General features: G+C 61.2%; 24 protein-coding genes. 18 read left to right on the plus strand and 6 right to left on the minus strand.

Features of this window, described 5'->3' with window-relative positions; genetic code table 11:
• Positions 1-86 precede the first annotated feature (86 nt).
• The 5 genes from ACA049_RS06650 (at position 87) to ACA049_RS06670 (ending at position 4,449) form a co-directional block, all read left to right on the plus strand.
• The gene (locus tag ACA049_RS06650) at positions 87-968 is read left to right on the plus strand and encodes an acyl-CoA dehydrogenase middle domain-containing protein (protein ID WP_497334069.1); all 882 of its coding nucleotides are present in this window, start codon (positions 87-89) and stop codon (positions 966-968) included.
• Between the two features lie 163 nt (positions 969-1,131).
• Positions 1,132-2,226, plus strand: a complete 1,095-nt coding sequence (locus tag ACA049_RS06655; protein ID WP_497334071.1) for a serine hydrolase domain-containing protein — start codon at positions 1,132-1,134, stop codon at positions 2,224-2,226.
• A complete protein-coding gene (locus tag ACA049_RS06660; RefSeq protein WP_497334073.1) occupies positions 2,223-2,552 on the plus strand; it encodes an amidase in 330 nt (109 codons plus the stop codon). Before ACA049_RS06655 ends, ACA049_RS06660 begins: the two co-directional genes overlap by 4 nt.
• A gap of 147 nt (positions 2,553-2,699) precedes the next feature.
• Positions 2,700-3,290, plus strand: a complete 591-nt coding sequence (locus tag ACA049_RS06665; protein ID WP_497334075.1) for a YceI family protein — start codon at positions 2,700-2,702, stop codon at positions 3,288-3,290.
• A 1-nt stretch (position 3,291) separates the two neighbouring features.
• On the plus strand, positions 3,292-4,449 hold the full coding sequence (locus ACA049_RS06670) for a phospholipase D-like domain-containing protein (RefSeq protein WP_497334077.1): 1,158 nt from the start codon (positions 3,292-3,294) through the stop codon (positions 4,447-4,449).
• Between the two features lie 278 nt (positions 4,450-4,727).
• On the opposite strand, the gene bglX is transcribed toward ACA049_RS06670, so the two are convergent.
• Positions 4,728-7,019, minus strand: a complete 2,292-nt coding sequence (gene bglX / locus ACA049_RS06675; RefSeq protein ID WP_497334079.1) for a beta-glucosidase BglX — start codon at positions 7,017-7,019, stop codon at positions 4,728-4,730.
• A 237-nt stretch (positions 7,020-7,256) separates the two neighbouring features.
• On the opposite strand from bglX, the gene ACA049_RS06680 reads away from it, so the two are divergent.
• The 4 genes from ACA049_RS06680 (at position 7,257) to ACA049_RS06695 (ending at position 10,767) form a co-directional block, all read left to right on the plus strand.
• Entirely contained in the window at positions 7,257-7,865 is a 609-nt protein-coding gene (locus tag ACA049_RS06680; protein ID WP_497334081.1) for a LemA family protein, read from the plus strand.
• 34 nt (positions 7,866-7,899) lie between these two features.
• Positions 7,900-8,661 carry a TPM domain-containing protein gene (locus ACA049_RS06685; protein ID WP_497334083.1) on the plus strand — a complete coding sequence of 254 codons (762 nt, stop codon included), beginning with the start codon at positions 7,900-7,902 and terminating at the stop codon, positions 8,659-8,661.
• 28 nt (positions 8,662-8,689) lie between these two features.
• Positions 8,690-9,307 (plus strand): TPM domain-containing protein, encoded by a 618-nt coding sequence (locus ACA049_RS06690; RefSeq protein ID WP_497334085.1) that lies wholly within the window; start codon positions 8,690-8,692, stop codon positions 9,305-9,307.
• A 245-nt stretch (positions 9,308-9,552) separates the two neighbouring features.
• On the plus strand, positions 9,553-10,767 hold the full coding sequence (locus ACA049_RS06695; RefSeq protein ID WP_497334087.1) for a class I SAM-dependent methyltransferase: 1,215 nt from the start codon (positions 9,553-9,555) through the stop codon (positions 10,765-10,767).
• An 83-nt stretch (positions 10,768-10,850) separates the two neighbouring features.
• Here ACA049_RS06695 and ACA049_RS06700 read toward each other — a convergent pair whose 3' ends face one another.
• Entirely contained in the window at positions 10,851-11,741 is an 891-nt protein-coding gene (locus tag ACA049_RS06700) for a DMT family transporter (protein WP_497334089.1), read from the minus strand.
• A 277-nt stretch (positions 11,742-12,018) separates the two neighbouring features.
• On the opposite strand from ACA049_RS06700, the gene ACA049_RS06705 reads away from it, so the two are divergent.
• The 3 genes from ACA049_RS06705 to ACA049_RS06715 all read left to right on the plus strand — a co-directional run bounded on the left by ACA049_RS06705 (position 12,019) and on the right by ACA049_RS06715 (position 13,422).
• On the plus strand, positions 12,019-12,600 hold the full coding sequence (locus ACA049_RS06705; protein WP_497334091.1) for a DJ-1/PfpI family protein: 582 nt from the start codon (positions 12,019-12,021) through the stop codon (positions 12,598-12,600).
• 14 nt (positions 12,601-12,614) lie between these two features.
• A complete protein-coding gene (locus tag ACA049_RS06710) occupies positions 12,615-12,920 on the plus strand; it encodes a ribbon-helix-helix domain-containing protein (RefSeq protein ID WP_497334093.1) in 306 nt (101 codons plus the stop codon).
• Positions 12,921-13,077: 157 nt separating this feature from the next.
• On the plus strand, positions 13,078-13,422 hold the full coding sequence (locus ACA049_RS06715; protein WP_497334095.1) for a YegP family protein: 345 nt from the start codon (positions 13,078-13,080) through the stop codon (positions 13,420-13,422).
• 131 nt (positions 13,423-13,553) lie between these two features.
• Here ACA049_RS06715 and ACA049_RS06720 read toward each other — a convergent pair whose 3' ends face one another.
• On the minus strand, positions 13,554-14,441 hold the full coding sequence (locus ACA049_RS06720) for a dihydrodipicolinate synthase family protein (RefSeq protein WP_497334097.1): 888 nt from the start codon (positions 14,439-14,441) through the stop codon (positions 13,554-13,556).
• 29 nt (positions 14,442-14,470) lie between these two features.
• Positions 14,471-15,253 carry an aldolase gene (locus ACA049_RS06725; RefSeq protein WP_109628350.1) on the minus strand — a complete coding sequence of 261 codons (783 nt, stop codon included), beginning with the start codon at positions 15,251-15,253 and terminating at the stop codon, positions 14,471-14,473.
• A gap of 109 nt (positions 15,254-15,362) precedes the next feature.
• On the opposite strand from ACA049_RS06725, the gene ACA049_RS06730 reads away from it, so the two are divergent.
• Positions 15,363-15,905 carry a helix-turn-helix domain-containing protein gene (locus ACA049_RS06730; RefSeq protein WP_219095235.1) on the plus strand — a complete coding sequence of 181 codons (543 nt, stop codon included), beginning with the start codon at positions 15,363-15,365 and terminating at the stop codon, positions 15,903-15,905.
• Between the two features lie 102 nt (positions 15,906-16,007).
• On the opposite strand, the gene ACA049_RS06735 is transcribed toward ACA049_RS06730, so the two are convergent.
• Positions 16,008-17,027, minus strand: coding sequence for a DUF4917 family protein (locus ACA049_RS06735; protein ID WP_497334099.1), 1,020 nt, complete (start codon positions 17,025-17,027; stop codon positions 16,008-16,010).
• A 156-nt stretch (positions 17,028-17,183) separates the two neighbouring features.
• Between ACA049_RS06735 and yiaY the strand changes: the two genes are divergently transcribed.
• Entirely contained in the window at positions 17,184-18,332 is a 1,149-nt protein-coding gene (gene yiaY / locus ACA049_RS06740; RefSeq protein WP_497334101.1) for an L-threonine dehydrogenase, read from the plus strand.
• Here the strand turns inward: yiaY and ACA049_RS06745 are convergent.
• The gene (locus ACA049_RS06745) at positions 18,329-19,495 is read right to left on the minus strand and encodes an MFS transporter (RefSeq protein ID WP_497334103.1); all 1,167 of its coding nucleotides are present in this window, start codon (positions 19,493-19,495) and stop codon (positions 18,329-18,331) included. The two genes, yiaY and ACA049_RS06745, sit on opposite strands and share 4 nt — an antisense overlap.
• A gap of 197 nt (positions 19,496-19,692) precedes the next feature.
• Here ACA049_RS06745 and ACA049_RS06750 point away from each other — a divergent pair, with 197 nt between their 5' ends.
• The 4 genes from ACA049_RS06750 to ACA049_RS06765 all read left to right on the plus strand — a co-directional run bounded on the left by ACA049_RS06750 (position 19,693) and on the right by ACA049_RS06765 (position 24,469).
• Positions 19,693-20,601 carry a LysR family transcriptional regulator gene (locus ACA049_RS06750; RefSeq protein WP_497334105.1) on the plus strand — a complete coding sequence of 303 codons (909 nt, stop codon included), beginning with the start codon at positions 19,693-19,695 and terminating at the stop codon, positions 20,599-20,601.
• 231 nt (positions 20,602-20,832) lie between these two features.
• Positions 20,833-22,026 carry a CaiB/BaiF CoA transferase family protein gene (locus tag ACA049_RS06755; protein ID WP_438660515.1) on the plus strand — a complete coding sequence of 398 codons (1,194 nt, stop codon included), beginning with the start codon at positions 20,833-20,835 and terminating at the stop codon, positions 22,024-22,026.
• Entirely contained in the window at positions 22,023-22,949 is a 927-nt protein-coding gene (locus ACA049_RS06760; RefSeq protein WP_497334107.1) for a hydroxymethylglutaryl-CoA lyase, read from the plus strand. The genes ACA049_RS06755 and ACA049_RS06760 overlap by 4 nt, the downstream gene beginning before the upstream one ends.
• Before the next feature lie 188 nt (positions 22,950-23,137).
• Entirely contained in the window at positions 23,138-24,469 is a 1,332-nt protein-coding gene (locus tag ACA049_RS06765) for an MFS transporter (protein WP_497334109.1), read from the plus strand.
• The last annotated feature ends 101 nt before the right edge of the window (positions 24,470-24,570 follow it).

Here is a 24,570-nt window from a genome sequence, read left to right on the forward strand (position 1 = left end):
GTTGTGCAAAGTCAGGCTATGTAGCCCCGGTGTCATCGCCATGAAGCTTTGGTGATGCTTATATGACAGCCCACAAGGAGCCTCTTATGCCCTGGCAAAACCTGTTGAATCGCCGCGATCGCCTGCCCGCCAACCCGGACCTGGCGGAGGGTTTCGCGGCCTTGTTGCACACGTTGGGCACGGTCACGCCATTTGAACTGGCGGTGGTCGGCGGGCGGCTGATGGCGACGCCGGGGCTGGCGTTTCTGGTGGGTTATCAGGCGGCGTTGCGCATGCTCTGGCCGAGCGCGCCGCTGAGCCTGGGTGCGTTGTGTGCCACCGAACAGCGCAGCCTGCGGGTGGCGGACATGCAGACCCGCCTGAGCGATTTACGCGTGAGTGGGCGCAAGGATTTCGTCACCGCTGGCGATGCGGCCGACTGGCTGCTGATCGCCGCGCGCAGTGAGGCACCCGGCGAAAGTCCGCGCCTGAGTCTGGCGGTGGTCTATCCCGATGAGCCAGGCGTGCGCCTGGAAAAACTCCCGGCCATCGCGCTGATGCCGGACATCAGCCACGGTCGATTGTTTCTGGATAACGCCCAGTGTGAATTGCTCGCGGGGGATGGCTGGGATGCCTACGTCAAACCGTTTCGCACGCTGGAAGACATTTATGTACTGAGCGCGATGACGGCGTGGCTGTATGGCGTCGGTCAGGACAGCGACTGGCCGCAGAATCTGCAACTGCGCTTGCTGGCGCTGCTCGCCGGTTGCGCGGAAGTCAGTCGGCAAGCGCCGAACAATCTGGCCGGGCATGTGCTGCTGGGCGGGTTGTTTGCGCAGTTCGAGGGGCTTAAGGCTGAGGTCAAACAGGCTCTGGCCGAAGGCCCTCAGCATTGGGCGGCGATGTGGCAGCGTGATCAGAGCGTGATGGATCTGGCGGCGGGGGCGCGGGGGAAGCGGTTGGCTAAAGCACTCGCGGGATTGTCGTAAGGCTCAAGGGCCTCTTCGCGGGCAAGCCTCGCTCCTACAGGTTTAGCGCAAAATCTGTAGGAGCGAGGCTTGCCCGCGAAGGCGGCCTCATGCCTGACACAAACTCCAAAACTGTCATCAACCTCGACTAGGCTCAGCAAGCCCATCCCCGCGAGCCCCCGCCATGTTCAAAGGCTTGTCCCTGATTTTCATGCTGCTGCTCGGCCTCACGGCCCACGCCGAAAACTGGCCGGCCGAGCAATGGTCAACCGCTCCGACGGTCACCGGGCCAGCACTTCAAGCCCTGGAAACTTACGCCTTCCCACCCCTCGACGACACCACCCGACAAGGCATCCGCACCAATGCCTTGCTGGTGATCCGCGACGGGCAACTGATCTACGAACGCTACGCCGGTCCGACCACCGCCGACACTCCCCACCTGACCTGGTCCATCAGCAAAAGCCTGATGGCCACGGTCCTCGGAGTCGCCTACGGCGAAGGCCTGTTCAAGCTCCAGGACCCGGCGCTGAAGTTTTATCCGCCGCTGGCAAAACATCCGGCAATCACCCTGGCCGACCTGTTGCACTGGGCTTCAGGCCTGGACTGGCAGGAAGACTACGAATACGCCCCGTTGAAGTCCTCGGTGGTGGCCATGCTCTACACCCGAGGTCATCACGACATGGCGGCGTTCACCGCTGACCACGATGAGTACGCGCGGCCGGGTCAGGCCTTTCGCTATTCCAGCGGTGACAGCAACCTGTTGTCCGCGGCGCTGAAAAACATCGTCGGCCCGGAACGTTATCCGGACTATCCATGGACAGCATTATTCGAGCCGTTAGGCATCCGCCACGCCGTCTGGGAAACCGACGCCACGGGCACTTTCGTCGCCTCTTCTTACGCCTACCTCACCGCCCGGGACCTGGCGCGAGTTGGTCTGCTGATGGCGCGCGACGGTCGCTGGGGTGATCGCCAATTGCTGCCCAAAGACTGGGTCGCCTTCAACCGCGAACCCTTTGCCCACTATCAAGCCAGTCAGGATGACGCGGTGCCCGGCGGCCATTGGTGGCTCAATCGCGCGGTGGAGGGCGCCGCCAGACCGTGGCCGGATGCCCCCGCCGATACCTTTGCCGCACTGGGCCATTGGGGGCAGGCGATGTACGTGATTCCCAGTGAAAACCTGGTCATCGTGCGCTACGGCGATGACCGCGATGAGCGCTACCAGCACAACGAATTGCTCAAACTCGCGCTCAAGGCATTTGCCGGGAAGGTGCAGCCATGAGCCGCCGCCATTTCGTGCGTCGCCGTCCTTTCAGCACATTGTTGTTGGTGTTGCTGGTCGCTTTGCTCGGCTGGGTCTGGCAGGAGCGGGTGGCGCTGTGGGCGTTCCCGGACATCATCAGCGCCTACACCGCCAAGGAATATTGCTCGTGCCGCTACGTCATGAATAACGACGCGGAGTACTGCCACAGCTATGTAAAACAGTGGCTGCCCACCAGCGGCTTCACCGATGACCCCGCCAGCAAACGCATCACCGTCAGCGGCATGGGCCGCAGCAACAGCGCGCAATGGATCGGCGAACGCCAAGGCTGTCGCCTGAGTCCCTGACGCAAAACCCTGTGGGATCGCCCCACCGCCGCTCCAAATGTAGGAGCTGTCGAGTGAAACGAGGCTGCGATCTTTTGATCTTCACGGTTTGCAATGCGCGTGCGGGCGGTTAAGGTTCGTGCAGGTTTATCTGCCCCACGAGTCTCTATGTTCAACCGCTCTGTCTGCAAAACCCTCGCCTTCCTGCTAATGGCCGGCGCTTCGTTGTCGGCCCAGGCCAATTGGTACCTCGACGGCGAGTCCTCGCGGCTGTCGTTCGTCAGCACCAAAAACGCCAACATCTCCGAAGTGCAGCGTTTCCTGGTGCTGCACGGCAAGGTCAGTCCCAAGGGGCTGGCCGAGGTGGAAGTCGAGATGGAGTCGGTGAACAGCGGCATCCCGTTGCGCGACGAACGCATGCGCAAGGAGCTGTTCGAGATCCAGACCTTTCCCGAAGCGCTGATCACCGCGCAGATCGATCTACGCCCGATCAACGACCTCGCGCCCGGTGCCCAACTGGAGTTGCGCTTGCCGCTGACCGTCAACCTGCACGGCAAAACTCACGAATACAACGCCGAACTGCTGGCGACCCGTCTCGATGACCGTCGCTTCCAGGTGGTGACTCTGGAGCCGGTGGTCATCAATGCCGAAGACTTCGATCTGGCACCGGGCCTGGAAAGTTTGCGCAAGGTCGCCGGATTGTCGGCCATCAGTCTGTCGGTGCCGGTGGGTGCGGTGCTGATTTTCACGGCGCGCTGACATGGCCGGTGCAATCTTCCCGTGGCGTGCAGGCAACCACTTCGAACTGCTGATCGACGGCCCGGAGTTCTTTCCGCGCATGTTGGTCGCGATTGCCCGCGCCGAAGAACAGGTCGAGCTGGAGCTGTATCTGGTGGAGGCGGGGGCCTGTGCCGAGGCGATGGTGCAAGCGTTGGTCCATGCCGCCGAACGCGGCGTACGCGTGCGCTGCCTGTTCGATGACTACGGCAGCCTCGCGTTCACCCTGACGTTGCGTCAGCGTCTGACGGCGGCGGGTGTGGAGCTGCGTTTCTACAATCGCCTGAGCTGGCGGCGCTGGGTCGGTAACTTCTATCGCGATCACCGCAAGCTGCTATTGGTCGATCAGAGCCTGGCCGTGGTTGGCGGCACAGGCGTCACGGATGAGTTCTGGACGCCGGGCGAAGACACCAGCGAATGGCACGAAGTCATGGTGGAAATCACCGGCCCCCTGGTCATCGACTGGCAACTGCTGTTCGATCGGCAATGGATCGCCAACCGCCATCGCCGCGCCTGGAAACCCGCGTCGCACTTCGGCCTGCCTCGCCTGCCACGCGTGCCGTCCATGGGCGAGGGCATGGGCCGGGTCGCCTATGCCGACGCCCGCCAGCACCGCGACATCCTGCAATCGCTAATTCGTGCGCTGAACAGCGGCCAACGCCGCATCTGGCTGGCCACGCCGTACTTCCTGCCGACCTGGAAAGTCCGCCGCTCACTGCGTCGGGCGGCGGCTCGTGGCGTCGATGTGCGTCTGCTGCTGACCGGGCCGCGCACCGATCACCCGTCGGTGCGCTACGCCGGGCACCGCTACTACCCGCGGCTGCTCAAGGCCGGGGTGAAAATCTTCGAATACCAGCCGTGTTTCCTGCACCTGAAAATGGTCTTGATCGATGATTGGGTGAGCATTGGCTCATGCAATTTCGATCACTGGAATCTGCGCTTCAATCTGGAAGCCAACCTTGAGGCGCTGGACCCGGGGCTGACACGAGCGGTGGTGGCGAGCTTCGAGAAGGACTTTGCGCAGAGCCAGGAAGTCAGCCTGGAGGCATGGCAACGCCGACCGCTGTGGCGGCGGGTCAAGCAACGGATTTGGGGATGGGTGGATCGGCTGGTGGTGAACCTGCTGGATCGACGCGGCTGAGCCCAACCTTCGAGAAACACTGGGATCAAATGTGGGAGCGGGCTTGCTCGCGAAGGGGTCATGTCAGTCAACGATGATGTCGACTGACAGTCCGCTTTCGCGAGCAAGCCCGCTCCCACAGGGGATTTGCGTCTGACACAAAATTTGATCGCAACTTGAAACCATTGTGGGAGCGGGCTTGCTCGCGAAGGGGCCATGTCAGTCAACGATGATGTCGACTGATAGTCCGCTTTCGCGAGCAAGCCCGCTCCCACAGGTTTATTGCGGTGTGTCAGGGATTACAGCAATTCAAAGCTCTGCTGCGTTACGTCCTGGGAGTCCAGGCCGATCTGTACGTTGAACTTGCCTGGCTCTGCCGCGTATTTGAGCTGGGCATTGAAGAACTTCAGGTCATCCTCGGTGATGGTGAAGTGCACGACTTTCTGTTCACCCGCCTTGAGCGTGATTTTCTGGAAGTTCTTCAGTTCCTTGACGGGGCGGATCATCGAGCCGGTCACGTCCTGGATGTACAGCTGCACCACGGTTTCGCCATCACGCTTGCCGGTATTTTTCACCATCACGCTGGCGTCGAGTTTGCCGGTCTTGTTCAGCGTGGTCGACGACAAGGCCATGTCGCTCAGGCTGAAATCGGTGTAGCTCAGGCCGAAACCAAACGGGAACAGCGGACCTGTAGTGTCATCGAAATACTGCGAGGTGTAGTTGCCCGGTTTGCCCGGCGTGAACGGCCGGCCAATGCTCAGGTGGTTGTAGTAGGTCGGAATCTGGCCCACCGAACGCGGGAAGGTGATCGGCAGTTTGCCCGACGGGTTGTAGTCGCCGAACAGCACGTCCGCGATGGCGTTGCCGCCTTCGGTGCCGCTGAACCAGGTTTCCAGAATCGCGTCAGCCTGTTCCTTCTCTTCGAGAATCGACAGCGGACGGCCGTTCATCAACACCAGTACCAGCGGTTTGCCAGTGGCTTTCAGGGCCTTGATCAGGTCGCGCTGGTTGGAAGGGATGTTCAGGTCGGTACGGCTGGACGACTCGTGGGACATGCCACGGGATTCGCCGACCGCTGCAACGACAACATCAGCGTCCTTGGCCGCTTTCACCGCTTCGTCGATCAGCACTTGGGCCGAACGCGGATCATCCACCACTTCCGGCGCATCGAAGTTGAGGAAGTTCAGGTAATCCAGCACCTTCTTGTCGCTGGTGATGTTGGCGCCACGGGCGTAGATCAGCGTCGATTGCGCGCCCAGTGCGCTGGTCATGCCGTCGAACAGCGTGACCGATTGCGCAGGTTTGCCGGCGGCGGCCCAGCTGCCCATCATGTCGATCGGCGCCTTGGCCAACGGACCGACCAGGGCGATTTTCGCGGTTTTCTTCAGCGGCAGGGTTTCGCCCTGGTTCTTCAGCAACACCAGGCTGCGGCGCGCGACGTCACGGGCCTCGGCACGGTGCAGACGGCTTTCGGCGTAGGTGTCGGCCGGATCATCTTCAGCCTTGCCGATGCGCAGGTACGGATCCTTGAACAGGCCCATGTCGTACTTGGCGGCGAGCACTTCACGCACGGCGTTATCGATGTCTTTCTGTTCGATCTCGCCGGCCTTCAACAGCCCCGGCAGCTCTTTGCCGTACAGGGTGTCGTTCATGCTCATGTCGATGCCGGCCTTGATCGCCAGCTTCGCGGCTTCGCGACCGTCAGCGGCGACGCCGTGCTTGATCAGCTCGAATATCGCCCCGTGGTCGCTGACCGCCAGGCCCTTGAAGCCCCATTCCTTGCGCAACAGGTCGTTCATCAGCCAGGTGTTGGCGGTGGCCGGCACGCCGTTGATCGAGTTCAGCGCAACCATCACCCCACCAGCACCGGCGTCAATGGCGGCGCGGTACGGCGGCAGGTAGTCCTGGTACATTTTGACCGGGCTCATGTCGACGACGTTGTAGTCGCGACCGCCCTCGACCGCGCCGTACAAGGCGAAGTGCTTGACGCTGGCCATGATGCTGTCGGCTGCGTTGGCGCCGGTGCCCTGGAAGGCCCGGACCATGACGCCGGCAATGCGCGACACCAGGTACGTGTCTTCGCCGAAGCCTTCGGAAGTGCGGCCCCAACGTGGGTCGCGGGAAATGTCGACCATCGGTGCGAAGGTGATGTCGAGGCTGTCCGCCGCGGCTTCCTTGGCGGCGATGCGCCCGGACAGGCCGATGGCGTCCATGTCCCAGCTCGAGGCCAGGGCAATCGGGATCGGGAAAATCGTGCGGTGACCGTGGATCACGTCATAGGCGAAGAACATCGGGATCTTCAACCGGCTGCGCATGGCCGCGTCCTGCATCGGACGGTTTTCCGGGCGCGTGATCGAGTTGAACGTGCCGCCGATGTTGCCGGCGGCGATTTCCTTGCGGATCAGCTCCCGAGGCATTTCCGGGCCGATGCTGATCAGGCGCAACTGGCCGATCTTTTCATCGAGGGTCATCTGCTTCATCAGGTTAGTGATGAAAGCGTCCTTGTTTTCCAGAGGTGCGGGCGTCGTGGCGGCCAATACGGTATGACTGGCCAGACTGACGAACAGGCCCAGCAAACACAGCTTCTTCATGAATAGTTTTCTCAAAGGCCTAAACGGCAGTGAATACGCGCCGGTCAGCCAAAATTTAGGGAGCGACTATTGTTGTTCAGGTAAATGCATGCACACTGCGCAGTGTTTTAGCGCTGGGGCATCTTTTAGCCCATTGGCTCGATGCAATCCAGTGGTGGCGGCCGATTATGCCCCAAGAGACCGCTCAGTAGGTCGCTGGTTGTTTTTCAACGGAATGTGCAAGGGAGCGTCAACCAGATGAATGTACGAAATCATTATCGGTCGAGCCTGCAGGTTGCAGCCTTGATGCTGCTCACCACGCTGTTGGCCGGCTGCGGCATCAACAACATTCCGACCCTCGACGAACAGGCCAAGGCTGCCTGGGGTCAGGTGCAGAACCAGTACCAGCGCCGTGCCGACCTGATCCCCAACCTGGTGGAAACCGTCAAGGGTTACGCCAAACACGAAGAAGAAACCCTGACTGCGGTGATCGAAGCCCGGGCCAAGGCGACTTCCATCCAGGTCGATGCCAGCACCCTGGACAATCCCGAGAAGCTCAAACAGTTCCAGCAGGCGCAGGATCAACTGACCGGTGCCTTGAGCCGTTTGATGGTGGTGTCCGAGCGTTACCCGGACCTCAAGGCCAATCAGAATTTCCTCGCGTTGCAATCGCAACTCGAAGGCACCGAGAACCGCATCGCCGTGGCGCGTCGCGATTTCATCCTCGCGGTGCAGAAGTACAACACCGAAATCCGCACCTTCCCGGGTCGCCTGTGGCACACCGTGATGTACAGCGATTTGCCGATCCGCGAAACCTTCGAGGCCACCAGTCCCAATGCTGAAAAAGCGCCTGAAGTGAAGTTCTGATCGGCCAGACGCATCACCACGGATGAGGTTGCCAATGCGCGTTTTGAAAGTGGGCCTGGTGCTGTTGCTGTGGGTATTTGCCCTGACAGCCCGGGCCGAGTTGACGTTTCCGCCATTGACCGGGCGGGTGGTCGATAACGCCCAGATGATTGAGCCGTCGGTGCGCGAGCAACTGACGCAACAACTCCAGGCCCATGAAAAAGCCACCGGCGAGCAGTTGGTGGTGGTGACGGTGCCGGACCTGCAGGGCACCGACATTGCCGACTTCGGTTATCAACTGGGGCGCTACTGGGGCATTGGCCAGAAGGACAAAAACACCGGCGCGCTGCTGATCGTTGCGCGTGATGATCGTAAATTGCGCATCGAAGTCGGTTACGGCCTGGAAGATCGCCTGACCGATGCGCAGAGCTCGGTGATCATCAACCAGGTGATCACGCCCGCGTTCAAGACCGGCAACTTCAGCAAAGGCATCAGCGACGGAGTCGCGGCGATGCTGGTGGTGTTGGGCGGCAGTTCGCTGGACGAGCCGTCGACGGTCTACGAGCCGCGCGGGGATGAGGGCGACGACTTCCTGTCCCGTCATCCGGGCGTGTTCGTGTTCCTGGTGATGCTGTTCATCCTGACGATCTTCGTCTGCCAGATGCTCGGGATCCTGCCAAGCGGTGGTGGCGGTGGCCGAGGCAGTTCGGGCGGCGGTTTCGGCGGTGGCGGTTTTGGCGGCGGCGGTGGAGGCGGCGGGGGCTTCAGCGGTGGCGGCGGCAGTTTCGGGGGCGGCGGTTCGTCGGGCGGCTGGTGAGAATAATAATGAGCAGGCACTTTTAAACATGGCATTACTGACTGAACACGAACAACGCAAAGTCGCCGAAGCAATTGCCCGGGTCGAGCGCGACACCGACGCCGAACTGGTGACCGTGCTCGCGGCCCGCGCCGACGACTATGCGTACATCCCGCTGCTCTGGGCCAGCCTGCTGGCGCTGGTGGTACCGGGTGTCGTGCATTACCTGACGGGCTGGCTGACCATGCACAGCCTGCTGCTGGTGCAATGGATCAGCTTCATCGTGCTGTGCCTGGTGTTCCGGATTCCGAAAGTCACCACGCACCTGATCCCGCGCTCGGTACGTCATTGGCGTGCGTCAAACCTGGCGCGGCGGCAGTTCCTCGAGCAAAACCTGCACCACACGGTCGGCAGCACGGGCATGCTGATTTTCGTCTGCGAAGCCGAGCGTTATGTGGAGATTCTGGTGGATGAAGGGATTTCCAGTCGGCTGGACAACACGAACTGGGACGCGATTGTTGCGGCGTTCACGCAACAGGTGAAACAGGGGCAGACGCTGCAGGGGTTTGTGACGTGCGTGGAGGCGTGTGGCGAGTTGCTCAAGGTGCATGTCCCAGTAACCCACGTGCGCAATGAACTCCCGAACCGGTTGGTGGTTTTAGGCTGAATCTCGGCAGCAACACATCCCTCTGTCGCAGAAAGATCAAAAGATCGCAGCCTCGTTGCACTCGACAGCTCCTACAGGGACACGCATTCCAATGTAGGAGCTGTCGAGTGCAACGAGGCTGCGATCTTTTGATCTTTCTGGCGAAGCCAGATCGCACCGTTCGGGAAATTACCCGTGCCCTCAATCCCCATCCCCCCTAAAATACCCGCCACTCCCGATTCGCTCCGCCCGAGGCCGTTTTTTCCATGTCTGTCACCGCCACTCCCGCCAGCCTCGCGCCGGATCACCACGCCCAGTTCATCGACCTGCTGCAAACCAGCCTCGACGCCAACGCCTTCATCAAACTGGTCCTGGCCAAGTACGTCGGCACCGAAGTCGACTTGCAGCGGCTGATTATCAAACAGCTCACGGTCAAGGATCAGCCTTGCCTGTCCTTCGTTTACCGCTACAAGACCCGCGACATCACCAAGAACCTGCCGCTTGCCGAGGGCGTGGCGACCATCGCCGCGCTGCTGCCGGCCTCGTTCAAAAATGCGCATTTACTGTCGCTGACCGACGAAGCCCAGCTCGAATACAGCAAAAAGGGCAAGTCTTCGCTGTTCAAGAGCAAACCTCAGCAATTGCGCGAAGTGCCGTCCGCCGAGCACAACCGCGAGAAAAACCGCTTCCTCGACCTGAGCCGGCCGTTCCTCGCCGACCTTGGCGTGACGAACAGCAAGCACGAGCTGATCCCGGCGATGTCGCGCAAGTGGAAACAGATCAACAAGTTCATCGAAGTCTTCAGCCATGCGCTGACCACTTCGCCGCTGGCGCTGGACAAACCGGTGCAAGTGGCGGATTTCGGCTCGGGCAAGGGCTACCTGACCTTCGCGATCCATGATTACCTGCGCAACACCTTGAAAGCCGAAGGCGTGGTGACCGGCGTCGAGCTGCGCGAAGAAATGGTCAACCTGTGCAATGCCGCCGCTGCCAAGCTTGAGCATCCGGGGCTGGTGTTCAAGTGCGGTGACGTGCGCAGCGTGGCGCCGAGCGAACTGGACGTGATGATCGCGCTGCACGCTTGCGACATCGCCACTGACTATGCGATCCACACCGGCATCCGTTCCGGCGCCTCGATCATCATGTGCTCGCCGTGCTGCCACAAACAGATTCGCCTGCAAATCCAGAGCCCGGCGCTGCTCAAGCCGATGCTGCAATACGGTCTGCATCTGGGCCAGCAAGCGGAAATGGTCACCGACAGCTTGCGTGCGCTGTTCCTGGAAGCCTGTGGTTATGAAACCAAGGTGTTCGAGTTCATCTCACTGGACCACACCAACAAAAACAAAATGATCCTGGCGGTCAAACGCGCCGAGCCGGTGGACCCGGCCCAGCTGTTGGTGAAGATCCAGGAGCTGAAGGATTTCTACCACATCACCGAACATTGCCTCGAAACCCTGCTGCGGGCTGACGGCTACCTCTAACCCCCAGTAATCCTGTAGGAGCCAGGCTTGCCGGCGAAGACGTCCTCACGATCGCCTTCGCCGGCAAGCCTGGCTCCTACGGGTTATGCGGTGGCAATGCGGGCGGGTTTGATGGCGGTTTTGCGTCCAAGCATCACCGTCACAATCACCCCGGCCGCAAACAGCCAGGTGATCGGCTCGATGTGTTCACCGAAGAACAACGCCGAAAACGCGATGGTGAAGAAGATCTGCAACAGCTGGATCTGACTGACCCGGGCAATGCCGCCCATCGCCAGCCCGGCGTACCAGGCAAAGAACCCGATGAACTGCGAAAACAGCGAAACGTAACCAAACGCCCACCAGGTCTTGGCCGAAATCTCGCCCTGGTGTTGCAGCGCCAGGTACACCACCGGTCCGATCAGCAGTGGCGTCGACAACACCAGCGCCCAGCAGATCACCTGCCAGCCGCCCATCTCCTTGGCCAATCGGCCGCCCTCGGCATAACCCAGACCGCCCACGGCAATCGCGCCGAGCATCAGCAAATCACCGGCCTGAATGCTGCCGGCACCGCTGATCAGCGCGTAACCCAGCACCAGTGCACTGCCTAACGCGGCACAGGCCCAAAAGGCTTTTGACGGTCGCTCATGGGACAGCCACGCGGCGTACAGCGCGACGCACAGCGGCTGCAAACCGTTAACCAGCGCGCCGTGGGAGGCCGGCAGGGTTTGCATCGCCCAGGCCGACAACACCGGGAAGCCGAGGATCACGCCCGCGATCACCAGCGTCAGGCCCTTGACCTGTTTCCAGGTCGGCCATTTTTCCCGGCGCCACAGCAGCAAGATCGCCGCGGGTACCGCCGCAAACAGCGCCCGGCCCAATCCATTGAGCAGCGGATGAAGTTCCTGCACGACGATCCGCGTGAAGGGCAGGGTGAGGCTGAAGATCACAACGCCAAGCAGGCCGAGGGCCATGCCGGTGTTTTCGCGCGAGGACATGATGGGGACCAGAATGTTGGGTGGCGGGAAGAGTCTTCATCTAGCCATAAACTCGGCGTTTGCTGCTGTTACAGCTAGGCGCAGAGTTATCCGTACAGTTTCAGGACGCCTTCGCGGGCAAGCCTCGCTCCTACAAAGGCACCGCCATACCTGTAGGAGCGAGGCTTGCCCGCGAAGAACGATAACGCGGTCCATCGGTAGTAGGTGGTTATTACCCGACCCCACGGATAAGGACTACCTTGAATACTCCTACGTATTTCCCAGAGGAGTCCTCCCCATGGCTGCCAAGAAAATTCTGATGCTGGTCGGCGATTACGTCGAAGACTATGAAGTGATGGTGCCGTTCCAGGCGCTGCTGATGGTCGGCCACACGGTGCACGCCGTGTGCCCGGACAAATCCGCCGGCCAGACCGTGCGCACCGCCATTCACGACTTCGAAGGCGACCAGACTTACAGCGAAAAACCCGGCCACCTGTTCGCCCTGAACTTCGATTTCGCAAAAGTCGCTGAATCGGACTACGACGCGCTGCTGATCCCCGGCGGTCGTGCGCCGGAATACCTGCGCCTGAACGAAAAAGTCCTGGAACTGGTGCGTGCGTTCGACAAGGCCGGCAAACCGATCGCCGCCGTGTGCCACGGCGCGCAATTGCTGGCGGCAGCGGGTGTTCTCGAAGGACGCGAGTGCAGCGCTTATCCTGCCTGCGCGCCGGAAGTGCGTCTGGCCGGCGGTACGTTCATCGATATTCCGGTGACGGAAGGTCACGTACAAGGCAATCTGGCCACTGCGCCCGCCTGGCCGGCGCACCCGAGCTGGCTCGCCGGTTTTCTCGGGTTGCTGGGCACCAAAATCACGCTGTAACGAGGGACTTTTCCATGTGCGAGCTCTACGTCAAAGCCGATCCGATTCTCTACGAATCGCGCTCCCGCTCGCTGCGCATCTGCGGGGTGGTCACCACCTTGCGCCTGGAGAATCAGTTCTGGGACATCCTCAGCGAAATCGCCGAGGCCGACGGCATGACCACCAACCAGTTGATCGCCAAGCTGTATGAAGAGGTGATGGACTACCGCGGCGAGGTGGTGAATTTCGCGTCGTTCTTGCGGGTGAGTTGCACGCGGTATTTGAGTCAGCGGCGGGTGGCTGTGCCGGAGTTGTCGGTGGTGCGGGCGGTGGTGAAGTAGCGACGACCCCTTCGCGGGCAAGCCTCGCTCCTACAGGTATTGCATCTTCCTTGTAGGAGCGAGGCTTGCCCGCGAAGAGGCCGGTACAGGCGACAGATGTGCCAGGCTGGTCTTTACTCTGAAGCGCGAAACCTCTCAATCGCCAAGGAGAAAGAGCATGTCCGGATGGTACGAAGTGAGCAAAAGCAGCAATGGTCAGTTCAAATTTGTGCTGAAAGCGGCCAACGCCGAAACCATTCTGACCAGCGAGCTGTACACCACGCGCGGCGCTGCCGACAACGGCATTGCTTCGGTGCAGAAGAACAGTCCGCTGGACGAACGCTACGAAAAGAAAACCACCAAGGATGGCCATCCTTACTTCAACCTCAAGGCCGCTAACCACGAGATCATCGGCAGCAGCGAGACCTATTCGTCCGCTGGCGCGATGGATAAAGGTATCGCCAGCGTCAAGGCCAACGGGCCGACCACCGTGATCAAGGACAAGACCTTGCCGGTTCTTTGAATCCTCCACTGAATAAATGTGGGAGCGGGCTTGCTCGCGAAGGCGGTGTCACATCCAGCAGGGATGTTGCCTGACACACCGCCTTCGCGAGCAAGCCCGCTCCCACATTTGGTTTTGTGTGTGGCTTGAGATCAGCGCAACGCTTTCAGCAAGGCTTGTAACTGACCGAGGCCAGCCTCACCGAGTGGAAACACCGGCAATCGTGGATCACCCACTTCCAGCCCGGTCGCCCGCAACCCTGCCTTGATCGTCGCCGGCAAGCCGCCCTTGAGGATGAAGTCCAGCAGCGGCAACTGGCGATAGAACAACTCCCGTGCCTTGCCCAGGTCGTTGGCCAATACCGCTTCATACAAATCAAGATTGAGCTGTGGAATCAGGTTCGGCGCGGCGGTGCACCAGCCTTTCGCACCCGCCGCAAACGCTTCCAGCGCCAACGGGTTGCAGCCGTTGTAGAACGGCACCTGACCTTCGCCCAGCAGTTGCAGCTTGTGCATGCGCTGTATGTCGCCGGTGCTCTCCTTGACCATGGTCACGTTTTCCACGGCTTTGATGATCCGCAGGATCAGGTCCACCGACATGTCCGTGCCGCTGGTGGCCGGGTTGTTATAGAGCATGATCGGCACGCCGATGCTGTCGCCGATGGCGCGGTAGTGGGCGAGGATTTCCGCTTCGCTGAGTTTCCAGTAGGAGGTCGGCAGCACCATCACCACATCGGCCCCGTGGGCTTCGGCGAAACGTGCGCGGCGCACGGCTTTGGCGGTGGTCAGGTCGGACACGCTGACGATGGTCGGCACGCGTTTGGCCACATGCTTGATGCTGAACTCGCTGACCTGATCCCACTCCGCGTCACTCAGGTAAGCGCCTTCGCCGGTGCTGCCCAGCGGGGCGATGGCGTGGACGCCGCCGTCGATCAAGCGGTCGATGGAACGCCCGAGCGCGTCGAGATCAACGCCTTCGCCGTTGGCGGTGAACGGGGTGATGGTGTAGCCGATGATGCCGTGAATGGTTGGGGTCGACATGCTGTGTCTCCTTCAGAAAGTGATCGGGTTCAGTTCAGGCAATCGGCGTGTTGACGCAGGTTCTGCCGGGCGTAGTAGTTGAACGCAGCGCCGTGGCGCTTGGGTTTCGAAATCCAGTCATGGGCTTCGCGGCCCAGTTCCGGCAGGATCGGCTTGATCGTCCCGGCGCTCATCGCCAGCAGTTGCAGCTTCGCCGCACGCTCGATCAATTGAGCGATGACACAGGCTTCTTCGATGGTGGTGCCGGTGGACAACTGGCCGTGGTGCGACAGCAGGATGGCCCGTTTGTCGCCCAGTGCGCCGGCGATCAAGTCACCTTCTTCGTTGCCCACCGGCACACCCGGCCAGCCTTCGAGGAACGCGCAATCGTCGTAGAGCGGGCAGAGGTCCATGTGGGAAATCTGCAGCGGCACTTCGAGCATCGACAGCGCCGCGACGTGGGTCGGGTGCGTGTGGATGATGCAGTTCACGTCGGGCCGGGCGCGGTATACCCAACTGTGGAAACGGTTGGCCGGGTTGGGCATGCCGTGGCCTTCAAGCACTTCCAGGTCTTCGTTGACCAGCAGCAGATTGCTCGCGGTGATCTCGTCGAAACCCAGGCCCAGTTGTTGAGTGTAATAGGTGCCAGGCTGAGGGCCACGGGCGGTGATTTGCCCGGCCAGGCCGGAGTCGTGACCATTTTCAAACAGAATCCGGCAGGTCAGGGCCAGCTTTTGCCGGTCGGTCCACGTATTATCCGCCAGGGTGTTTTGCATCTGGGTCAACGCTTGCTTGACCAGTTGCTCTTTGGGTAGTGCTAAGGTCTTGGCCATATCGGTGTCCTTGGGTGGTTTCATGCAAATGACACAGCAGAGGCTATATGACACTTTGTGTCATTGACAAGGACAAATCGTCGCTTCCTTGATGGATTAATCGTTCTTCATGTCTATCCGTTTGAAATTACTGAGAAAAAAACTTGGTGTGACGCTGGAGGCCTTGGCCGAAAAATCCGGCATGACCAAGAGCTACCTGTCGAAAGTCGAGCGAGGGCTGAATACGCCGTCGATCGCGGCGGCCCTGAAACTGGCCAAGGCACTGAACGTGAAGGTCGAGGAATTGTTCTCCGAAGACAACATCAGCCTCGACAGCTACAGCCTGGTGCGCAGCGACGAACGCCAGTCCCTGGCGGCCAATGATGAAAGCCCCGGCTACGCGGTGCTGGCCCATCAGGTCAGCGAGCGCAGCCTGCTGCCGTTCATGATTTATCCACCGACAGAATTCGCGGATAAAACCTTCAAGGAACACTTGGGGGAAGAGTTTCTGTTCGTCCACGAAGGGCAGGTGGAAGTGGACTTCATGAACGAGCGGGTGCTGCTCAATCGCGGAGATGCGCTGCACTTCAATGCGCAGAAACCGCACCGGATCCGGTCTGTGGGGGAGGTGCAGGCGCAGTTGCTGGTGGTGGTGCATAGCGCTGAGGAATAGGTTGATTGAACTGGCCTCTTCGCGAGCAAGCCCGCTCCCACAAGGAGAATGCGTTCCAATGTGGGAGCGGGCTTGCTCGCGAAGGGGCCAGCCTAGCCGCCGCTAAACTTCAACCGGTACAGTCAGCTTCGGGCTACCCAGCGCATGCGTCTTCGAATCAAAAAACCGCAGCTCTGACCCCGTCCCCTCAAACACCTTCGCGTAATGCCGCTTCTGATGCTGGATAAACGCCTTGCTGCGCGGGTAAATCGAGATCGCCACCACCTTCGGTTTCGCCTGGCGCAACGCGTGGATGATGTGGCTGTCCTGCTCGCCCAGGGCATGCCCGAACAGGCACAACCCATCGCCATGGCTCAGTAACTGGTCATAACAAAACGACAAATAATCCGAGCTGCGAATGGTCTTGAGCTTGTCCTGCGCCGGCCCTTCGTTAACAAACAGCGGCACATCGTCCAGGGTCTTGATCGTATTGTTGATGGCGAAACTGCCCAGCAACGTGCCCTCAGTCGACATCAGCTTGCGCGCCGTGCCGTCCTGATTGCGCACCAGATGCAGGCCGCCGTGCAGATACAGCAAACGGGTTTTATCGGTCGCCGTGGCGCTCAGGTCAAAACCCGGTTCGGCCCCCTGGAACAGATCGGTGATCGCCTCCGGCTGGTGCTGGATCGCCCAGTAGTTCAGCAAGTCGTAATTGGTGGTGAACACCGTCCGATAGCTGCCCAGCTCCTGACTGATGGTCGCCAGGGTCGAAGGCACCACCAGCCGCCAAGGGATGTGCACCGCGTGAACCGTGTTGATCAGCGCTTCCTTGATCGCGTAGTAACGATTGCGCGGCGCGGCGGAACTGACGGCCAGGGCCTTGTTGACCCGGCTGGTGGTTTTCAGCGCGCTTAGCACTTGCTCGAAACTGCGCGTCTGCAGGGCGTCGAACACGCTCAGCTCGGACTGGCTCAGAGGTTTTTCTTCGACGGTGCGGGCGTTTTCGAACAGCGAGTCGTAGCCAAAATCGTCCCACACCGCGCGGCTGGCGCCGTTGCCCACCAGCAAGCCGCTGAACGAGGCGGTGGCGCGCAAGGCGTTCCAGTCTTCAAGTTGGGCATCAACATCCTGGAAATCGGTCATTGCGGTTCAAAGTCTCAAAGCAAGTGGTCTGATGGGCGGCGACTTTATCACGACGGGGACTTGAGCCAGATCAAGTTACTGCGTAACCGATAGGTCGATCCTGTGGGTACCCGCTGGATCGGCGCTGCCGATTCGGCCCAGCCAGGAGAATCACTCATGAGCACCACGTTTTTCATTCCCGCCGTGAACATCATGGGCAACGATTGCCTGGACGAAGCCATGGACGCCATTGGCAAGTACGGCTTTCGCAAGGCGCTGATCGTCACCGACGTCGGGCTGGCCAAGGCTGGCGTGGCGAAGATGATTGCCGAGAAGCTGGCGATGCAGGACATCGACTCGGTGATCTTTGACGGCGCCAAACCAAACCCGAGCATCGCCAACGTCGAGCGCGGCCTGGGCCTGCTCAAGGAAAGTCGCTGTGATTTTGTGGTGTCGCTCGGCGGCGGCTCGCCCCATGACTGTGCCAAGGGCATCGCGTTGTGCGCGACCAACGGCGGGCAGATCCGCGACTACGAAGGCGTCGACCGGTCCACTAAACCGCAGTTGCCGCTGATCGCGATCAACACCACCGCCGGCACCGCCAGCGAGATGACCCGTTTTTGCATCATCACCGACGAATCGCGCCACGTGAAAATGGCCATCGTCGACCGTAACGTCACACCGATCTTGTCGGTCAACGACCCGGTGCTGATGGTCGCCATGCCCAAGGGCCTGACGGCTGCCACCGGCATGGACGCGCTGACTCACGCCATCGAAGCCTACGTGTCCACCGCGGCCAATCCGATCACCGACGCCTGCGCACTGAAGGCAATCACGTTGATCAGCAGCAACCTGCGCCTGGCCGTGCGCGACGGTAGCGACATGGCCGCACGGGAAAACATGGCCTACGCGCAGTTCCTTGCGGGCATGGCGTTCAACAACGCCTCCTTGGGTTATGTCCACGCCATGGCTCACCAGTTGGGCGGTTTCTACGACTTGCCCCATGGCGTGTGCAACGCGGTGTTGCTGCCCCACGTACAAAGTTTCAATGCGCTGGTGTGCGCGCCGCGCCTGACGGATGTGGCCCACGCGATGGGCGCTGATACTCGCGGGTTAAGCCCGGAAGAAGGTGCTCAAGCAGCCATTTTGGCGATCCGCAGCCTGTCCAGAGATGTCGACATTCCTGCCGGTTTGCGTGAACTCGGCGCCAAACTCAACGACATCCCGATTCTCGCCACCAACGCGCTGAAAGACGCCTGCGGCCTGACCAATCCACGGGTGGCGGATCAGCGCCAGATCGAGGAGATTTTCCGCAACGCGTTCTAACCGGTTTGACGACCGCGCGCGAGCATCACGCAGAGCATCGCGCCCAAGGCCAGCAAGGTGCAAAACAGGGACAGTGGCCACGCCTGCTGGCTGGCGATCAGGCTGGCAATCGCGCCGATGACGGCGGCCATCAGTTGGTGAATGAAACCGCTCAACGCCATCGCATAAGCCCCGCCGACCGGCGAGCCGTCGTTGGCCAGGGCCAGGCTGATCGGGTAGTTCAACGACTGCCCGAACACCGCAAAGCAGTAAGGCAACCAGAACAGCAGCGCAACGGATGTGCCCGCGATGCTGCCCAGCAACATCACCGCGCAGCCGCCCAACACCAGCCCCACACCTGCCGTCATCAGCCAGCGTCGACCGGTGCGAAGCACGAAAGCATTCACCCCCAGCGCCCCCAGGAAATACGCCGCGCTGATCGGCCAGCCCAGCAATCCGTATTCCACCGCCGACCAGTTGAAGGGGCCTTGCAGAATCAGCGGCGCTGCGGTGTTGAACGCGATGATCACGCCATAACCGAGGCCGCCGGTGAGTGCCGGAAGCAGGAAGGCTCGATCACGCAGAATGCGCCCGTAACTCGGCCACGCGGATGAAAGAACATTGTCCTCAACCAGCAGCGGAAAACTGACCCGGGACACGATCAGCGCCATCAACAGGCTCACGCCACCCAGCAGATAGAAAATCGCCGACCAACCCAGCGCAACTTGAATGATCGACCCCAGATACTGGCCGATGCCCAGCGCTACCACGAAGGAAATCGATATCCAGGACAGCGCCTTGGCCAGCAGGTCACCACGGAAACTGTCGCGGATCAGCACCCGCGCCATGACCGAAATCCCGCTGGCGCCAATCCCCTGGACCAGTCGCCACAACAGGAACGATTCAAGCGTCTGACTCAAGGGCAGGGCCAGGTTGCCCAACCCGTAGATCCCGAGCGCGGCGAGCAACACCGGTTTGCGGCCAAGACGCTGACCGAGGCTGCCCCAGAACAGCATCGGCAGCGCCATGCCGATCAGGTACACCGCCAGGCCCCAGGACACCTGCGAAGCTTCGGCGGACAGATCCCGGGCAATGTCCGGCAGCGCCGGCAGGTAAATGCTCATGCCCAGTTGGGCGAGAAATACCGTGCTGCAGGTGACGAGGAGGGTGGTGCTGCTCTTCATTGAGTCTTCCTTGGGTTTCAGAAACCGACGTCCCCGTCGTGGGTGCGTAAAGCTACATTAATTCACGCGACTTTTTCAGCGATCTCCTCGTTGTGATCGGCCAGTGAGATTTGGGTGTAGGGCGATGGCAGGTGACGTTGTGGGCCAAAACCGGGCTATCCTGCCGACTCAGCCGAACTGAAGTCATCGAGCCCTCCATGCTGCAAAAAAGCCTGATCCGCCGCCTCGACCTGATCACCCTCCAGCTGTTTGTCGCCGTCCATGAGGAAGGCACCCTGACCCGTGCCGCGACCCGCGAGGCGATTGCGGTGTCGGCGGCCAGCAAGCGGTTGATGGAGTTGGAAGAGGCGCTGGGTATCAGCCTGTTCGTGCGCCAGGCCAAAGGCATGACCCTGACGCCAGCCGGCGAAACCCTGCTGCACCATGCCCGGCAGATGTTGTTCAACGTCGAGAAAATGGGCCTCGAACTGGGCGAGCACAGCCACGGTATTCGCGGCTATGTGCGGATGCTCGCGAACCTGTCGGCGATCATTCAGTTCTTGCCCGAAGACCTGCGAGACTTTTCCGAGCGCCATCCCCAGGTCAAGACCGACCTCGAAGAACGGCCTAGCAGTGGGGTGATTCAGGGCGTGCTGGATGGCGTGGCGGACCTCGGAATCTGCTCCAGTGACAGCGACGTCAAAGGCCTGCACAGCGTGCTGTATCGCCAGGACAAACTGGTGGTGCTGATGCTGCCCGATCACCCGTTGGCCAGTCGTTCGAGTCTGGCCTTCGCCGATACGCTGGGCAGCGATTACGTCGGTCTGCATTCCGCCAGTTCGATCAACATGCGCACCCACGCGGCGGCGCGCAAGGCCGGCAAGGTGCTGCGGTTGCGGATTCATGTGCCGGGTTTTGATGCGATGTGCCGGATGGTTCAGGCCAACATGGGCATCGGCATCCTGCCGCAAAAGGCCTATGAATTGTTTGGCCGGGCGCTGGGGTTGCATGCGGTGCCGTTGACGGATGACTGGTCGGATAGGGCGCTGATTCTGGTAGTGCGCGATGAAGCGGCGTTGTCGCCGGTGAGCCGGATGTTGTTTGAGCAGTTGCGTGGGCAGGTCTGACAGATGTCGGTGGGATGTGCTGAGCTCTTCGCGGGCAAGCCTCGCTCTTACAGGTTATTCGTGATCCCTGTAGGAGCGAGGCTTGCCCGCGAAGACTGACCTGAGGTTGCGGTAGTTTCCCGGAGCGTTCGCGTTTCGCGAACGAACGTTGCCGATTGAGGGTTGGATTCATCGCCCCCAGGTCCTCTAGCCTTGGCTCATATTCCAAGAACAACATAGAGGTACCCCGCGATGACTGCCCCCTTGAGTGCAATCAAAGTGATCGAAATCGGCACGCTGATCGCCGCGCCGTTCGCCGCGCGCATGCTTGCCGAGTTCGGCGCCGAAGTGATCAAGATCGAAGCCATGGGCCAGGGCGACCCGCTGCGCAAGTGGCGCAAGCTGCACGAAGGCACCTCGCTCTGGTGGTACCTGCAATCGCGCAACAAGAAGTCCCTGGCGCTCAATCTCAAATCTCCTGAAGGCATCGAACTGGTCAAGCAACTGGCGACCAGCGCCGACGTGTTGATCGAAAACCTGCGGCCAGGCGCTTTGGAAAAACTCGGCTTGGGTTGGGACGTGTTGCACGCCCTCAACCCCAACCTGACGCTGGTGCGGATTTCCGGCTACGGCCAGACCGGCCCGTACCGCGACCGTCCGGGTTTTGGCGCCATCGGCGAGGCCATGGGCGGCATCCGCTACACCACCGGCAATCCCGATTCACCCCCGGCGCGGGTCGGCGTCAGCCTCGGCGATTCCCTGGCGTCGCTGCACGCGGTGATCGGTGCCTTGATGTCGTTGTTGCGGGTCAAGACCGGGCAGGGCGGCGGACAAGTGGTCGATGTGTCGTTGGCCGAAAGCGTGTTCAACGTCATGGAAAGCCTGGTGCCGGAATACGACATGCTTGGCCATGTGCGTGAGCGCAGCGGCGGCGCCTTGCCGGGCATCGCGCCGTCCAACACTTACCTGACGGCCGACGGCGCCTACGTGGTGATCGCCGGCAACAGTGACCCGATCTACAAGCGCCTGATGGAAGTGGTCGGTCGTCGCGATCTGGCCGAAGCGCCGGAGTTTGCTCATAACGACGGTCGTGCATTGAAAAGTAACGTGCTCGATGCGGCGATCACTCACTGGACCAGCAGCCTGCCGATCGATGAAGTGTTGTCGGCGCTGGAAGCCGCTGAAGTGCCGGCCGGGCGCATCTATTCCGTCGCCGACATCGTCGCCGATCCGCACTATCAGGCGCGGGACATGCTGCTCAGCGCCGACCTGCCCGGCGGCGCCACGGTGAAGATGCCCGGCATCGTGCCGAAAATGTCCGAAACCCCCGGCGGCGTGAACTGGTCCGGGCCGAGTCTGGGCCAGCACACCGACGGTATTCTCGCGGGGCTGGGCCTCACGGCGCTGGACATCGAACGGCTGAAAGCCGAAGGGGTGGTGCAATGATCACTGATTTTTCCGAGACCCTGATCGTTCAGGAAGTCTCCCCCCGCGACGGCTTGCAGATCGAGCCGACCTGGGTCGAAACCGTCGACAAGATTGCCTTGATCGATCAGCTCTCGCTGGCGGGTTTCAGCCGCATCGAGGCCGGCTCGTTCGTGTCGCCCAAGTCCATTCCGGCGCTGCGCGATGGCGAGTTGGTGTTCAAAGGCATCTCCCGGCAGCCGGGGGTGATCTACGTCGCGCTGATCCCCAACCTCAAAGGCGCGCAACGGGCGCTGGCAACCAGGGCCGATGAGCTGAACCTGGTGATGTCCGCCAGCCAGACCCACAACCTGGCCAACATGCGCATGCGTTGCGAAGCCTCGTTGGCGGCGTTCGGCGAGATCGTGCAATACGTCGGTGGCACGCCGGTGCAGCTCAACGGCAGCATCGCCACCACTTTCGGCTGCCCGTTCGAAGGCAAGATCGATGAGGATCGCGTGCTGCAAATCGTCGAGGCCTATCAGGAACTCGGCATCCAGGGCATCACCTTGGCCGACACCACCGGCATGGCCAATCCGCGTCAGGTCGATCGCTTGGTACGGCGGGTGTTGCAACGGGTTTCGCCGGCTGATCTGACCCTGCATTTCCACAACACCCGCGGCCTCGGTTTGTGCAATGTGCTGGCGGCCTACGAGGCCGGTGCCCGACGCTTCGACGCTGCCCTTGGTGGCCTCGGCGGCTGCCCATTCGCGCCGGGTGCCTCGGGCAATATCTGCACCGAAGACCTGGTCAACCTGTGCGATGAAATCGGCATTCACACCGGCATCGATTTGCCGCTGTTGCTGAAGTTGTCCCGAGGATTACCCGCGCTGCTCGGCCACGAAGTGCCCGGTCAGTTGGCCAAGGCCGGACGCAATTGTGATTTGCATCCGACCCCCTCCTGACCACACCGAACCCCCTGTGGGAGCGGGCTTGCTCGCGAAGGCGGCGTGTCAGTCGACATCAAGCCTGAATGTCAGACTGCATTCGCGAGCAAGCCCGCTCCCACAGTAAAAAGCATTCACAACGATCCTCCCAACCAGACAACAAAAACAATCGGACACCCAAGGGAAGTCCGCCTGGAGACAGCACCATGAGCCTCAATGTACTGGAGGCGGGCGCGAGCCCGTCCATTAACCACGACGAAGAAAAAGCCCTGGTCAGCAAAGTCGCCTGGCGCCTGATGCCGCTGATCATGGTCTGCTACCTGTTCGCCTTTTTCGACCGCATCAACATCAGCTTCGCCAAGTTCCAGCTGCAGACCGACCTGAGCCTGAGCGACACCGCCTACGGCCTCGGCGCCGGGCTGTTTGTGGTCGGTTACGTGATCTTCGAAGTGCCAAGCAACATGATGCTGTACAAGGTCGGCGCCCGGCGCTGGATCGCCCGGATCATGATGTCCTGGGGCCTCGCCACTGCCGCCATGGTCTTCGTCAACAGCGAATGGCAGTTCTATGCGCTGCGTTTCGTGATCGGCGCGATGGAAGCCGGTTTTGCGCCAGGCGTGCTGTATTACCTGACGCTGTGGTTCCCGCAGCACTATCGCGGGCGCATCACTTCGATGCTGTTCCTGTCGTCGGCATTTGCCGGCCTGGTCGGCGCACCGTTCTCCGGGCTGGTGTTGCAACACCTCGACGGTTTTATGGACATGCGCGGCTGGCACTGGCTGTTCCTGCTCGGCGGCGTACCCTGCATCGGCCTAGGCTTGCTGGTGCTGACCTTGCTCAAGGACCGCATCGAAGACGCCCATTGGCTGACGCCGTCGGAGAAGACCCTGCTGGCCAGCCGCATTGCGCACCATGAACCGCACAAGAGTGGCGGCTCGCTGCTCGCCGCGCTGCGGATCCCGGGTTTCCTGACCTTGGGGCTGATCTACTTCCTGATTCAGGTGGCGTCCTACGGCTTGAACTTCTGGGCGCCGCAACTGATCCGCAGCGCCGGCACCGAGAGTCCGGTGATGATCGGTTTGCTGACCGCCATTCCGTACATCTGCGGCGCCATCAGCATGGTGGTGATCGGGCGGCTGTCCGACTCGACCGGTGAGCGACGCAAGTTTGTCGCTGGACTGGTTGCAATGGGGGCGCTTGGATTCATCTGTGCGGGGATCTTCGCCAACCACACGACCTTCCTGATTGTCGCGCTGGGCTTGCTCGGTGCCGGGATCATCGCGTCCATCCCGAGCTTCTGGACCCTGCCGCCAAAACTGCTGGCCGGTGCCGGGGCCGGGGCGGCTGGCGGGATCGCGGTGATCAACACCCTCGGCCAGTTCGGCGGCATCGTCAGCCCGGTCATGGTCGGGCGGATCAAAGACCTGACCGGCAGCACCACCCCGGCGCTGTACGTCATTGCTGTCTGCGCGCTGATCGCTGTTGCGCTGCTGCTGTGGGGGTTGCCGCAGAAGCTGCGTACGCTCGACAAGTACTAAAATCTGCGGTGCTGTTCAGGCCGCCATCGCGAGCAAGCTCGCTCCTACACTGATCTGTGCCACGCCGCCGATTAACTGTGGGAGCGAGCTTGCTCGCGATG

The organism is Pseudomonas sp. LBUM1662, from assembly GCF_059695915.1.

Coding starts and splice junctions, on each gene's coding strand:
- ACA049_RS06650 (WP_497334069.1), top strand. CDS start 87: ATGCCCTGGCAAAACCTGTTGAATCGCCGCGATCGCCTGCCCGCCAAC.
- ACA049_RS06655 (WP_497334071.1), top strand. CDS start 1,132: ATGTTCAAAGGCTTGTCCCTGATTTTCATGCTGCTGCTCGGCCTCACG.
- ACA049_RS06660 (WP_497334073.1), top strand. CDS start 2,223: ATGAGCCGCCGCCATTTCGTGCGTCGCCGTCCTTTCAGCACATTGTTG.
- ACA049_RS06665 (WP_497334075.1), top strand. CDS start 2,700: ATGTTCAACCGCTCTGTCTGCAAAACCCTCGCCTTCCTGCTAATGGCC.
- ACA049_RS06670 (WP_497334077.1), top strand. CDS start 3,292: ATGGCCGGTGCAATCTTCCCGTGGCGTGCAGGCAACCACTTCGAACTG.
- bglX (WP_497334079.1), bottom strand. CDS start 7,019: ATGAAGAAGCTGTGTTTGCTGGGCCTGTTCGTCAGTCTGGCCAGTCAT.
- ACA049_RS06680 (WP_497334081.1), top strand. CDS start 7,257: ATGAATGTACGAAATCATTATCGGTCGAGCCTGCAGGTTGCAGCCTTG.
- ACA049_RS06685 (WP_497334083.1), top strand. CDS start 7,900: ATGCGCGTTTTGAAAGTGGGCCTGGTGCTGTTGCTGTGGGTATTTGCC.
- ACA049_RS06690 (WP_497334085.1), top strand. CDS start 8,690: ATGGCATTACTGACTGAACACGAACAACGCAAAGTCGCCGAAGCAATT.
- ACA049_RS06695 (WP_497334087.1), top strand. CDS start 9,553: ATGTCTGTCACCGCCACTCCCGCCAGCCTCGCGCCGGATCACCACGCC.
- ACA049_RS06700 (WP_497334089.1), bottom strand. CDS start 11,741: ATGTCCTCGCGCGAAAACACCGGCATGGCCCTCGGCCTGCTTGGCGTT.
- ACA049_RS06705 (WP_497334091.1), top strand. CDS start 12,019: ATGGCTGCCAAGAAAATTCTGATGCTGGTCGGCGATTACGTCGAAGAC.
- ACA049_RS06710 (WP_497334093.1), top strand. CDS start 12,615: ATGTGCGAGCTCTACGTCAAAGCCGATCCGATTCTCTACGAATCGCGC.
- ACA049_RS06715 (WP_497334095.1), top strand. CDS start 13,078: ATGTCCGGATGGTACGAAGTGAGCAAAAGCAGCAATGGTCAGTTCAAA.
- ACA049_RS06720 (WP_497334097.1), bottom strand. CDS start 14,441: ATGTCGACCCCAACCATTCACGGCATCATCGGCTACACCATCACCCCG.
- ACA049_RS06725 (WP_109628350.1), bottom strand. CDS start 15,253: ATGGCCAAGACCTTAGCACTACCCAAAGAGCAACTGGTCAAGCAAGCG.
- ACA049_RS06730 (WP_219095235.1), top strand. CDS start 15,363: ATGTCTATCCGTTTGAAATTACTGAGAAAAAAACTTGGTGTGACGCTG.
- ACA049_RS06735 (WP_497334099.1), bottom strand. CDS start 17,027: ATGACCGATTTCCAGGATGTTGATGCCCAACTTGAAGACTGGAACGCC.
- yiaY (WP_497334101.1), top strand. CDS start 17,184: ATGAGCACCACGTTTTTCATTCCCGCCGTGAACATCATGGGCAACGAT.
- ACA049_RS06745 (WP_497334103.1), bottom strand. CDS start 19,495: ATGAAGAGCAGCACCACCCTCCTCGTCACCTGCAGCACGGTATTTCTC.
- ACA049_RS06750 (WP_497334105.1), top strand. CDS start 19,693: ATGCTGCAAAAAAGCCTGATCCGCCGCCTCGACCTGATCACCCTCCAG.
- ACA049_RS06755 (WP_438660515.1), top strand. CDS start 20,833: ATGACTGCCCCCTTGAGTGCAATCAAAGTGATCGAAATCGGCACGCTG.
- ACA049_RS06760 (WP_497334107.1), top strand. CDS start 22,023: ATGATCACTGATTTTTCCGAGACCCTGATCGTTCAGGAAGTCTCCCCC.
- ACA049_RS06765 (WP_497334109.1), top strand. CDS start 23,138: ATGAGCCTCAATGTACTGGAGGCGGGCGCGAGCCCGTCCATTAACCAC.